The sequence below is a fragment of the Pseudomonas sp. B3G-3 genome, from assembly GCF_028640915.1.
Classification (GTDB): Bacteria; Pseudomonadota; Gammaproteobacteria; order Pseudomonadales; family Pseudomonadaceae; genus Aquipseudomonas; species Aquipseudomonas chlororaphis_I.
Window position 1 is genome coordinate 1 of record NZ_JAQZAB010000117.1, and the last position, 11,781, is coordinate 11,781.

The window sequence follows — 11,781 nt, forward strand, 5'->3', positions numbered from 1 at the left end:
GGCCATCCCTTTCAAGGTCTTTTCGTTTTGGCAGCCTTGATGACCCTGTCTGTTGAAACGTGGGCATGTACCGCCGTCCCTTGAACCCATGTCCTGGGCTTGGGTACCTTGGGGCCTCGTTGGCTTTTGGCGACTTGCTTGGGTTGAATGTTCTTGGCTAATTCCAACAAGCGCTGGGCCAGTTTTTCCATTGAGACGATCGGTAGATATTCGACGGGCAGAGCGATCTGCATGCCCTCATATCCAGCTCTGACCTGGATCGCCAAGTGATAGATCGAAGCCTCCCAGCCCTCAGGCTGAGTCTCTCGATGAGCGTGTTCGACGCTGCGCTTGAGCAAGGCCAGTACGTTGTACGCCAGCACGGCAGTGGTGAATCCAAGCAAGGCAGCTCGTGGACTGCCGAGAGATTCAATTTCACTTTCCAGAATGGCTTCCAGTCGCTGGAACATCCCTTCAATACTCCAACGACGGCGATAGAAGTCCGCGATCTGCGGTGCGCTGATGCTCTCGGGCAGGTTGCTCCAGAACATCAAACTGCGGTCACCTGAGTCGTTTGGTGAATGGAGCGTCAACTCGATGCGTCGCCACTGATGCCCCCCTCTTACCTCAATGCTTTGTTCACGCACCGTACCTGTTGCAACAGGCAAAGATGCTTGCCACTCGCCCTCTTGAATCAGGCGCGGGTGCTTGGCCTGCTGGCGAATGACAAATGACGTTTTCACTTGTTCACAGGCCTCCATTACAGGAAGCGTGCAGTAGAGCCGATCAGCGATCCAAACCTGGTTCGTCTTGGCATCGGACAGTAGCGGCAACACGCAGACTCGCTCGCTTGCGTAGGCGTCTTCGCAGGGTTGCAGGTCAATGACCTGATCCAGGTCGGGATCGTAGACCACGACCGAGAATCCGGGACGAGCCGCTCCGCGCTCGTGCCGTAGTGCTCCAAGGCGCTTTTCGGTGGACGCCAGGTGGCTGCCGTCTACCACCCGAACCTGCCAATCGGGCAGCATGGCTGAGCCCCCCAACTCCTTGATCGTCGGAGTCAGGCGCTGCGCGCAACCTGTGACCAAGGCGCGCAACAGAGCCGGTTCGGTACGGCTGACCTTGTCGTAAAGGGCCGCCAGGCTAACCGGAAGATCCTCCAGTTGCTTGGCCGCGGCATGTAATGACGGCTTCAAGCCCAATGAAACAAGGGACATGAGCTTAACGATGGTTGAGAACAGCAATTCGCGGGAGTACTGCCGTTGCCGGTGTTCTTCGAAAACCTGATCGACCCACTCCGGCGCAATGGCTTGCTCCAAGGCAAGTTTGGCCATCACGCTGGCAGGTGCTTTTTTCTCGAATCGCGCTAGTACATCGGCCCACATCGTTCGGGTCTTCCTGACTGAATTTCAGCGGATTTTACCCAAGACCTTGAAAGGGATGGCCGTAAGGGCGGAACCCTAAGCCGCCGTGACCGCAGGAATGGATATGTACACCGTCCAAAAAGTGCAGTGCCAGAGCCGACGCTATCGCGGGCAAGCCTCGCTCCTACAGAAGCCGACCTGCAGCGAGAGCAAAACCACCTGCGGCCAACGCCTCAGATATGGCAACTGCTCAAGCCATTCTTTTCCAGGTAGCGCTGGTGCGCTTCGTCCGCCAGTTCAAACCGCCCCAGCGGCACCACCACCGTGGCCACAGGTTTGTTGAGACGGCCGGAGTCTTGCAGGGCCGTCTTGGCCTGCCGTGCCTGTTCAGCCTGTAGGGCGTCGGTGTGGAAGATCGCCGAACGATATTTCACCCCACCATGTTCGCCCTGCCGATCCACCGAAGTCGGATCATGCAGCCCCCAGAAGTGCTCGATCAGGCGCGGATAAGCCAATACCCGAGGATCGAAATCCACCTGCACCACCTCGATCCGCAACGACTCATCGCCCGCCTCCACCGCATAGCCCACCCGCGTATCCACCACCCCCGACAGCACCCGGAACGCAGCTTCCGCGCCCCAGAAACAGCCCGCGCCGAAGGTCGCCTGCTTGATCCCGCTCATGTTCCGATACTCCTCGCTCACTGCACCGCTCCGACTTTCTCGCCGCTGGCGCCCAGCCATTGATCGACAATCGCCGGGTTGGCCTGGACCCAAGCCTTGGCCGCTTGCGCCGCAGGTTGTTGTTCCTTCTCGATCCTGAGGATCAGGTCATTCAACACCTGCGGGTCGATGCTGAAGTTTTCCAGGAAGGCGGCGATCCGTGGCGCGCGTTTCTGCAAGGCGCTGGAGGCCAGGACATAGACCCGGGCGTCCGGGTAGGCGCAGGTGATCTTGCTCTTGTTCAGCCAGTCGGCGTCCACCGTCGGGCTGACGAATTTCCAGCAGCCGTCGGCCTTGTACAGCGGGTCGCCCTTCTTGTTGTCCTGGGCGTAGCCGTCGAACGCCGGCTCGTCCAGGCGGCGCAGGTCGAAGGCGGAGAAGATCCAGTCCGGGGTGTAGGCGTAGAACACCACGCCGCGCTGGGCCTTGTAGGCCGCGGCGAGCTTGGCGTAGGTCACCGAGGCTTCGGTGGACACCGACTCGAATTGGTCGGCAAAGCCGAAATCCTTGGCCTTGATCTGGCCGATATAGGTCGACTCCCAGCCCGCCGGGCCCACCAGCAATTGCGCCTTGCCGCCGCCCAGGGGTTCGAAGAGTTTCGCCACTTCGGGTTTCTGCAGGTCGTAGACCGACTTCACGCCGTATTTGTCTTGCAGGTAACCGGGGATATAGAAGCCCTGGACCCCGAGGTAGGGCTGCTTGTTCGGTACCAGGGAGCGGGTGCCGCCAGTGACGTACTTGGCCCAGGCGGCGGATTGATTAGGCAGCCAGATATCGGTCAGCACATCCACCGAACCGTCGCCCTTGGCCGCGGCGGCGAACAGCACCGGTATGTCACCGGCGAGATAAGACACGTCGCCGTCGAGGCGGCTTTTGATCACCTCGCCGAGGATGTTCTGGATGGCGATGGCGCCGGTCCAGTTCTGTTCGCCGATGACGATTTTGTCCTTGGCCAGCACGGGCAGGGACAACCCCAACAGCAGCGCGGCGGCGCCCAGGGTACGGGAAAACGACTTGTTCAAGAGACACCTCATGACTGATGGAAAGCGCGATCCCGCTGGCGCAGGGTCGCTTGAATGATGCGGTCGGGAATCAGCGCGCAGAACACGATCGCGGCGCCGGCCAACATGCCCTCGCCGCCCTTGATATTGCGCAGCGCGGTCATCACGTCGTAGCCCAGGCCGCCGGCGCCGATCAGCGCCGCGACCACCACCATCGACAGGCTCATCACCAGGGTCTGGTTGATCCCCAGCAGCAGCGAGCCGGCGGCCAGGGGCAGCTCGACCTTGGTCAGGATCTGCCACGGCGTGGCGCCGTGGGCCAGGGCCGCTTCGACGGCGGTCCTGGGCACTTCCTGGATCCCCAGGGCGGTGAGGCGGATCATCGGCGCCAGGGCGAAGATCAGCGTGGCGATCACCGCCGGGGTCTTGCCCACCGAGAAAAACGCCACCGCCGGGATCAGGTACACGAAGGTCGGCAGGGTCTGCATCACGTCCAGCAAGGGCGTGATCAGACGCCGCGCCAGGGCGCGCTTGGCCAGGAGGATGCCGGCGGGCACACCGATCAGCAGCGACAGCAGCACCGAGGAACCCACCAGGGCCAGGGTGGCGATGGTCCGCTCCCAGAAGCCGAACAGGCCGATATAGAGCAAGGCCGCCGCGCTGGTCAGGGCCAGGGCCGCGCCGGCCGAGCGCCAGGCCAGCAACACCAGGGCCAGCGCCGGCACGGGCCAGGGCAGCCAGCCCAGCAGGCTTTCGATGCTCTCGATCACCGTGCGCACCGCGACGATGACGCCGACGAAGGTGCTTTCGAAGGTGACCTGGGACCAGCTGATCAATTGATCGATGGCGGCCGCGGTGCTCAGCAGCGCCTGGCGGTCGGCAGGAAATTGCAGCCAGGGACCGCTGGCATCCACGGCCGCCACCCGCCACAGCACCAGGCCCTGGCACAACAGCAGCACCAGCCACGGCAGGCGCCAATCGGAACGGCCCTGGCTGCTCGGACGGCGAGCCAGGGTCACGCTGAGCAGGCGGCTGAGCAGCAAGCCAAGAATCGCCAACCCAGCCCAACCGAGACTGGCGCTGGTCAACCACTGCCCCACTGCACTGGCCGCCGCCAATTCCAGGGCGAAGCCCAGCCAATACAAGGCGCCATGCCCGCTGGCGGCCAAGGCCGCCGGCCCCAGCAACAGCGCCTGCCAGAAGGAAAACCCCGGGGCTACGGGCGCCGGAGCGGGTGCTGTTTTACTCGAAGCCACAGGCGCCGCGGCAACCGTGTCGCTGCGCGCGCCGTGCTCCTGGAAGAAGTCCGCCACCTCAGCGTCTGCCGGGTGCTCCAGCAACTCGCCGGGGCTGCCGAGCTGGATCAGATGGCCCTGGCGCAGCACCGCGATGCGGTCGGCCAGGCGCAGGGCCTCGGCCGGGTCATGGGTCACCAGCAAGGTGGTGATGCCGCGCTCGCGCACCAGGCGCAGGAAGTGGCTTTGCAGGTCGCGGCGGATGGTCGGGTCGAGGGCGCTGAAGGGTTCGTCCATCAGCAGGATGTCCGGCTCGCTGACCAGCGCCCGGGCCAGGCCGACCCGCTGCTGCATGCCGCCGGACAGCTCATGGGGATAGTGATCGCCCCAACCGTCCAGGCCCATGGCCCGCAGCTGCACATCGGCGGCGGCCTGGCACAGCGCCTCGGGTTCGCCACGCAGTTCCAGGGGCAAGGCGACGTTGTCGCGCACGCTGCGATGGGGCAGCAGGCCGAAGTGCTGGAAGACCATGCCGATGCGCCGCGAACGCAGGGTGCGCAGGTCCTTGGCCGAGAGCTGGCTGATGGCCGCGCCGTCGATCAGCACCTCGCCGCTGCTGGGTTCGATCAGCCGGTTGATGTGCCGCAGCAAGGTGGATTTGCCGCTGCCGGAGGTGCCCATCAGGCACAGCACTTCGCCACGGCGCACGCTGAGGCTGACCTGCTCCACCGCCGGCGGCACGGACGAGCCGCGGCCGTAGTGCTTGGTCAGGTTGCGCAGCTCCAGCACCACCTCGGCGCTGGCCGGTTGCGGGGCGGACGAGGCTGGGACGGCAAAGGCCACTTGAGGGTGAACGGCGGACACGGGAACTCCTGACGCCGGGCGCGCAGCGGCGTAACCGGCGGTGATGACAAAGGGAAAATGGGTGGGGCCGGCCAGCCGGCTACCCCAGGGGAATGGGCTCGCCGAAGAAGGCGAGCCAAGGCTCAGTTACAGATGCGTGGGGCTCCACAGCTGCACCGCGCGGGCATCCACCGGCTTGGGCAAGAGTTTTTCCTGGTAGAAGGCGTCGGCGATTTTCTGTTGCTCGCCCAGGGCGTCCGGCTGCACCGCTTCCACCTTGTAGGTGCGGCGACTGTTGGCCAGCTCCACCGTGCTCACGTCCAGGTTGCCCCACAGCGGACCCAGCAGTTTTGCCGCCTCCGTCGGGTGCGCCTTGACCCAGGTGCCGGTCTTCTGCAACTCGGCGAACACCTGCTGCAGCACCTCGGGGTGGGCCTTGGCGTAATCGTTGGAGGCCAGGTAATAACGCCGGTAACTGGCCAGGCCCTGGCCGTCGTGCAGCACCCGCGCGCCCTGCTGGCGTTCGGCGCTGGCGACGAAGGGTTCCCAGGTGACCCAGGCATCGACCTTGGCGGTTTCCAGGGCGGCGCGGCCATCGGCCGGGGTCAGGTACACCGGCTGGATGTCGGCGAAACTCAGGCCAGCCTCGCGCAGCGCGGCAATCAGCAGGTAATGGCTGCCGGCGGCCTTGGTCACGGCGACGCGCTTGCCCTTGAGGTCGGCCAGGGATTTGAGGGTGGAGTCCTTGGGAATGACGATGGACTGGGCGGCGGGCGACGGGGTTTCCGTGGCGAAGTAGGTCAGCTTGGCTCCGGCGGCCTGGGCGAACACCGGCACGGTGTCGGCGACATCGGCGCTGATATCGACGTTGCCCACGTTCAGCGATTCCGCCAGGGGCAGGCCGCTGGTGAATTCATGCCAGGAGATCTTCACGCCCTGCCCCGCCAGTTGTTTTTCCAGGGTGCCCTGGGCCTTGAGCACCGCCAGCAGGGTCGAGGATTTCTGGTAGCCGATACGCAGGTCGGTATCGGCCTGGGCATCGAGGGCCATGCCCAGCGCCAGACCGGCCAGGGCGGTGATCGACAAGCTACGACGCAAAGCAAAGGGCAGGCGCATGGGGGCGGACCTTCTGGAAGACAGGAAAGTCGCTAAAAGCTAATCGATCTAAGAATTAAGATATAAATACTTTTTAGGAATTAGCTTAGGTTCGGGCGGACGATCCCAAGCTGCATGCGATGGCCGATCACAACATCACCCTGTAGCCGCTGCCGAGCCCGCGAGGCTGCGATAAGGCCCGCAGGGCCTTGGTTCCCGATATCCCGACGAACCTCAATCGGCCTTGAGATCGCCGCGCCCGTTCCGGGCGATCGCAGCCTGCGGCAGCGGCTACAGAAGTGGTGTTCTCACGACCACCGCAAACCTGTAGGAGCGAGCTTGCTCGCGATGACCGTCAACGATAACGCGCCGCTTCCTGGAGAAATGCGGTGCCCTCTGGTTTATCGCGAGCAAGCTCGCTCCTACAGGTGGACGATGGTCGTCAAGCGACGTGTTGTCCTTTGGCCACGGCCTGGGACGCCGCCAGCATCGCCCGCAGCAACACCGCGCAGCCGGCGGCGAGGTCGTCGGGGTCGGCGTTTTCGATTTCGTTGTGGCTGATGCCGCCTTCGCAGGGCACGAAGATCATCCCCGCCGGGCCCAGTTCGGCGACGAAAATCGCGTCGTGCCCGGCGCCACTGACGATGTCCATATGGCTCAGGCCCAACCCCTGCGCCGCCTCGCGCACCGCGTCGACGCAGATCGTGTCGAAATACAGCGGCGGAAAGTCCGCGGTCGGTTGCATCTCGAAGGTCAGGCCATGCTCTTCGCAGGTGCTGTCGATCACCTGGCGCACCTCGGCGATCATCGAGTCCAGGCGCGCCGGTTCCAGGTGCCGGAAGTCCAGGGTCATGCGCACCTCGCCCGGGATCACGTTGCGCGAACCGGGATAGGCCTGCAGGCAGCCCACGGTGCCGCAGGCATGGGGTTGATGGCCGAGGGCGGCGCGGTTGACCGCGGCCACCACCGCCGCCGCGCCGACCAGGGCGTCCTTGCGCAGGTGCATCGGGGTCGGGCCGGCGTGGGCCTCGACGCCGCGCAACTTCAGGTCGAACCATTTCTGGCCGAGGGCGCCGAGTACCACGCCGATGGTTTTCTTCTCGTCCTCGAGGATCGGCCCCTGCTCGATATGGGCTTCGAAGTAGGCCCCCACCTTGTGCCCGCTGACCTGGCGGCTGCCGGCATAGCCGATGGCGTTCAGCGCATCGCCGACGCTCACACCCTCGGCATCGGTCTTGGCCAGGGTTTCTTCGAGGGTGAATTTCTCGGCAAACACCCCGGAGCCCATCATGCACGGCGGGAAGCGCGAGCCTTCTTCGTTGGTCCACACCACCACTTCCAGCGGCGCCTCGGTTTCCACCCCGAGGTCGTTGAGGGTGCGCAGCACTTCGAGCCCGGCCAGCACGCCGAAGCAGCCATCGAACTTGCCGCCGGTGGGCTGGGTGTCGATATGGCTGCCGGTCATCACCGGCGGCAGCTGCGGGTTACGCCCGGCGCGGCGGGCGAAGATATTGCCGATGCCATCCACGGTGACCGTGCACCCCGCGGCCTCGCACCATTGGACAAACAGGTCGCGGGCCTGGCGGTCGAGGTCGGTCAGGGCCAGGCGACAGACCCCGCCCTTGACCGTGGCCCCGAGCCTCGCCAGCTCCATGAGTGACTGCCACAGGCGGTCGCGGTTGATGTGCCGGTGGCTGGATTGCAGAACGTCGACGGCAGCGTTCATGGTGATCTCCTCAGGCTTTTCTGGTTGTCGTTGACGAGGTCGGGCTCGTCTTGGGTGCTGTGGTGTCTGGTGGATCGCATCGCGCAAAAAAGCGACACGGCCCCTTGTAGGAGCGAGCTTGCTCGCGATAAACATGCAAACAACCTTGTCTGCCTGTTGGATCGCGTTATGTCTGCTGGCCAATCGCGAGCAAGCTCGCTCCTACAGGGCCCGTCCATCACACCGGCGTCTTGGCGGTCGCGGTTCGCGGGCTGCCCAGGCTGCACAGTCCGTAGTAAATGATCCCGCCCAGCGCCGAGCCGGTGAACCAGCCGTAGCTGTAGAACCAGCTGAACGCATCGCTGCCCAGGGACAGCAGGGTCAGCGCCACCGGCACGCCGAAGGCGATAAAGCCGTACCAATTCCACGCCGGGTACACGTCATCGCGGTACAGCCCGGCCAGGTCCAACTGCTGTCTGCGGATGATGAAATAGTCCACCACCATGATCCCGGCGATGGGCCCCAGCAGACTGGAATAGCCCAGCAGCCAGTTGGAATACACAGTTTCCAGGCTCACATCCGAGACCAGCAGGCCGAGCTTTTTCAGCAGTTCGTGGGCCATCAGCGCCAGGCCGACGAGCCCGGTGAGGATCACCGCCTTGGTACGGCCGATCAGCTTGGGCGCGATGTTCTGGAAGTCGTTGGTCGGCGAGACGATATTCGCTGCGGTGTTGGTCGAGAGCGTGGCGATGATGATCAGCGCCATGGCCAGGGCCACCCAGCCGGGGCTCTGGATATGGCCGATCAGGCTCACCGGGTCGGAGACGGTGACGCCCACCAGTTTCACCGAGGCGGCGGTCATCACCACCCCCAGGGCGGCGAACAGGAACATGGTCAGCGGCAGGCCGAAAATCTGCCCGAGGATCTGGTCCTTCTGGCTTTTCGCGTAGCGGCTGAAGTCCGGGATATTCAGCGACAGGGTGGCCCAGAAACCGACCATCGCCGTGAGCCCGGCGAAGAAGTAGCTGTAGACGCTCGCCCCTTCCGGACGCTTGGGCGGCTGCGCCAGCAGTTCGCTCAGCGACACATTGGGCAACGCCCACACCAGCAGCCCCGCGCCCACCAATACCAGCAGCGGCGCCGACAGGGTTTCCAGCCACTTGATCGACTCGGCGCCACGCAGCACCACCCACAGGTTGAGGGTCCAGAAGATCATGAAGCCGATCACCTCGCCGGTGCCGCCCAGGGCCTTCCAGCCCTCGAAGATCGAGCCGAGGAACAGGTGGATCGCCAGGCCGCCAAACATGGTCTGGATGCCGAACCAGCCGCAGGCCACCAGGGCGCGGATCAGGCACGGCACGTTGGAACCGAGGACGCCGAAGGACGCACGCAGCAGCACCGGGAACGGGATGCCGTACTTGGTGCCGGCGAAGGCGTTGAGGGTCAGGGGGACCAGTACCACGATATTGGCCAGCAGGATCGCCAGCAGCGCCTCGCCCACGGTCAGGCCGAAATAGGCGGTGAGCACGCCGCCCAGGGTGTAGGTCGGCACGCAGATCGACATGCCGACCCACAGCGCGGTGATGTGCCATTTGTTCCAGGTGCGCTCGTGGACCTTGGTCGGCGCGATATCGTGGTTGTAACGGGGGCTGTCGAGCACGTCGCTGCCGGCGTCCAGCTCGTACAGCCCGGCACGCTCGGTCACTTGAGATCTGTTCTGTTGCATGGCCGCTCCACTTTTTTCTGATTATTTTTGCTCATCGGGCGGGCCGGCAGACGTGCTGCCAGCCCGGCGATGGCCGGAGAACTGACGACTTTTACCGACCGGCCATCCTGTCGACGGCGGCACTCAATAAGCGTGCCGGCTGGTCCATCGACGGTGCTCCACAGTCGGTAAAATCCATGTAAACAACTGATGTTTCTTCAGTTTTATTCTGAATAACTTCCTGTCCTGGATAACATGCCGGTTCACTCAGGCCGAATGCCAGGCAAGTTGTCCATCGGGTCAGGACTCAATCTGGTGCACGCAAACTTTTTTCAAACTTTCGTATGGGCCACAGGCCTCCTTCAAGCGGCTGATTTCACATAGGAAATCTTGCTCATATTTCGATCCTGTCAAGTGCGTCAAAATGGTGAAAGGCTGCACCATTTTGCGGATTTACGAATTAAAACCTTATATTTCAATCACTTAATATCGATATATGCTTATAAAAAATAATCTTGCCGATTGATCGAACACCAGCTAGTTTTTATTCCTGACACCGCTGACAGGAATAAAAATTCCGCAGCCTGCTTATTACAAGAACACTAGAACCGGCATAAGCCGGTCATGCCTGCGAGGAACTCGGAATGTCTCTGTTGATCCGTGGCGCCACCGTTATTACCCATGATGAAAGTTATAAAGCCGATGTGTTGTGCGCCGACGGCGTGATCAAGGCCATCGGCCAGAATCTGGACAGTCCTGCAGGCTGCGAAGTGCTCGATGGCAGTGGCCAATACCTGATGCCCGGCGGCATCGATCCTCACACCCATATGCAATTGCCCTTCATGGGCACCGTGGCCAGCGAAGACTTCTTCAGCGGCACCGCGGCGGGCCTGGCGGGCGGCACCACCTCGATCATCGACTTCGTGATTCCCAATCCGCAGCAGTCCCTGCTGGAGGCCTTTCACCAGTGGCGCAGCTGGGCCGAGAAGTCGGCATCGGACTACGGCTTCCACGTCGCCATCACCTGGTGGAGCGAGCAGGTGCGCGAGGAAATGGCCGAGCTGGTGAGCCAGCACGGGGTCAACAGCTTCAAGCATTTCATGGCCTACAAGAACGCGATCATGGCCGCCGACGACACCCTGGTGGCGAGCTTCGAGCGCTGCCTGGAACTCGGCGCCGTGCCAACGGTGCACGCGGAGAACGGCGAGCTGGTCTACCACCTGCAACGCAAGCTGCTGGCCCAGGGCATCACCGGGCCGGAAGCCCACCCGCTGTCGCGCCCTTCCCAGGTCGAAGGCGAAGCCGCCAGCCGGGCGATCCGCATTGCCGAAACCCTCGGCACGCCGCTGTACCTGGTGCACGTCTCGACCAAAGAGGCGCTGGACGAAATCACCTACGCCCGCGGCAAGGGCCAGCCGGTGTACGGCGAAGTGCTGGCCGGGCACCTGCTGCTGGACGACAGCGTGTACCGCCACCCGGACTGGCAGACCGCCGCCGGCTATGTGATGAGCCCGCCCTTCCGCCCTCGCGGCCATCAGGACGCGCTCTGGCACGGCCTGCAATCGGGCAACCTGCACACCACCGCCACCGACCACTGCTGCTTCTGCGCCGAGCAGAAAGCCGCCGGCCGCGACGATTTCAGCAAGATCCCCAACGGCACCGCCGGCATCGAAGACCGCATGGCCGTGCTCTGGGACGAAGGGGTGAACAGCGGGCGCCTGTCGATGCAGGACTTCGTCGCGTTGACCTCCACCAATGCGGCGAAGATCTTCAATCTCTACCCACGCAAGGGCGCGATCCGCGTCGGCGCCGATGCCGACCTGGTGCTCTGGGATCCGCAAGGCAGCCGCACCATTTCCGCCGCGACCCACCACCAGCAGGTGGACTTCAACATCTTCGAAGGCAAGACCGTTCGCGGCGTGCCCAGCCACACCATCAGCCAGGGCAAGCTGGTCTGGGCCGACGGCGACCTGCGCGCCGAGCGCGGCGCGGGCCGTTATATCGAGCGCCCGGCCTACCCGGCAGTGTTCGACCTGCTGAGCAAACGCGCCGAGGCGCACAGGCCGACGGCCGTCAAACGCTGAGATCGGGGGCCTTGCCCCCTATCGCGAGCAAGCTCGCTCCTACAGGGG

8 protein-coding genes are annotated in these 11,781 nt (G+C 63.8%); 1 reads left to right on the forward strand and 7 read right to left on the reverse strand.

What is annotated here, in order from left to right:
* Positions 1-11: 11 nt before the first annotated feature.
* The 7 genes from PVZ80_RS22070 to PVZ80_RS22100 form a co-directional block, all read right to left on the reverse strand.
* Complete coding sequence (locus tag PVZ80_RS22070; protein ID WP_080710636.1) at positions 12-1,313, reverse strand: IS4 family transposase; 1,302 nt, start codon at positions 1,311-1,313, stop codon at positions 12-14.
* A gap of 263 nt (positions 1,314-1,576) precedes the next feature.
* Complete coding sequence (gene msrA, locus PVZ80_RS22075; protein ID WP_273864544.1) at positions 1,577-2,026, reverse strand: peptide-methionine (S)-S-oxide reductase MsrA; 450 nt, start codon at positions 2,024-2,026, stop codon at positions 1,577-1,579.
* A gap of 17 nt (positions 2,027-2,043) precedes the next feature.
* Positions 2,044-3,099, reverse strand: coding sequence for an ABC transporter substrate-binding protein (locus tag PVZ80_RS22080; RefSeq protein WP_016702779.1), 1,056 nt, complete (start codon positions 3,097-3,099; stop codon positions 2,044-2,046).
* Positions 3,096-5,165, reverse strand: coding sequence for an ATP-binding cassette domain-containing protein (locus tag PVZ80_RS22085; protein ID WP_273864545.1), 2,070 nt, complete (start codon positions 5,163-5,165; stop codon positions 3,096-3,098). The genes PVZ80_RS22080 and PVZ80_RS22085 overlap by 4 nt, the downstream gene beginning before the upstream one ends.
* A 126-nt stretch (positions 5,166-5,291) precedes the next feature.
* Positions 5,292-6,260 carry an aliphatic sulfonate ABC transporter substrate-binding protein gene (locus PVZ80_RS22090; RefSeq protein ID WP_101282218.1) on the reverse strand — a complete coding sequence of 323 codons (969 nt, stop codon included), beginning with the start codon at positions 6,258-6,260 and terminating at the stop codon, positions 5,292-5,294.
* A gap of 421 nt (positions 6,261-6,681) precedes the next feature.
* Positions 6,682-7,965, reverse strand: a complete 1,284-nt coding sequence (locus PVZ80_RS22095) for a Zn-dependent hydrolase (protein WP_273864546.1) — start codon at positions 7,963-7,965, stop codon at positions 6,682-6,684.
* 217 nt (positions 7,966-8,182) lie between these two features.
* Entirely contained in the window at positions 8,183-9,670 is a 1,488-nt protein-coding gene (locus PVZ80_RS22100; protein ID WP_009048421.1) for an NCS1 family nucleobase:cation symporter-1, read from the reverse strand.
* Positions 9,671-10,293: 623 nt separating this feature from the next.
* Here PVZ80_RS22100 and hydA point away from each other — a divergent pair.
* Positions 10,294-11,733 carry a dihydropyrimidinase gene (gene hydA, locus PVZ80_RS22105; protein WP_273864547.1) on the forward strand — a complete coding sequence of 480 codons (1,440 nt, stop codon included), beginning with the start codon at positions 10,294-10,296 and terminating at the stop codon, positions 11,731-11,733.
* The last annotated feature ends 48 nt before the right edge of the window (positions 11,734-11,781 follow it).

Coding starts and splice junctions, on each gene's coding strand:
- PVZ80_RS22095 (WP_273864546.1), bottom strand. CDS start 7,965: ATGAACGCTGCCGTCGACGTTCTGCAATCCAGCCACCGGCACATCAAC.
- msrA (WP_273864544.1), bottom strand. CDS start 2,026: ATGAGCGGGATCAAGCAGGCGACCTTCGGCGCGGGCTGTTTCTGGGGC.
- hydA (WP_273864547.1), top strand. CDS start 10,294: ATGTCTCTGTTGATCCGTGGCGCCACCGTTATTACCCATGATGAAAGT.
- PVZ80_RS22090 (WP_101282218.1), bottom strand. CDS start 6,260: ATGCGCCTGCCCTTTGCTTTGCGTCGTAGCTTGTCGATCACCGCCCTG.
- PVZ80_RS22080 (WP_016702779.1), bottom strand. CDS start 3,099: ATGAGGTGTCTCTTGAACAAGTCGTTTTCCCGTACCCTGGGCGCCGCC.
- PVZ80_RS22100 (WP_009048421.1), bottom strand. CDS start 9,670: ATGCAACAGAACAGATCTCAAGTGACCGAGCGTGCCGGGCTGTACGAG.
- PVZ80_RS22070 (WP_080710636.1), bottom strand. CDS start 1,313: ATGGCCAAACTTGCCTTGGAGCAAGCCATTGCGCCGGAGTGGGTCGAT.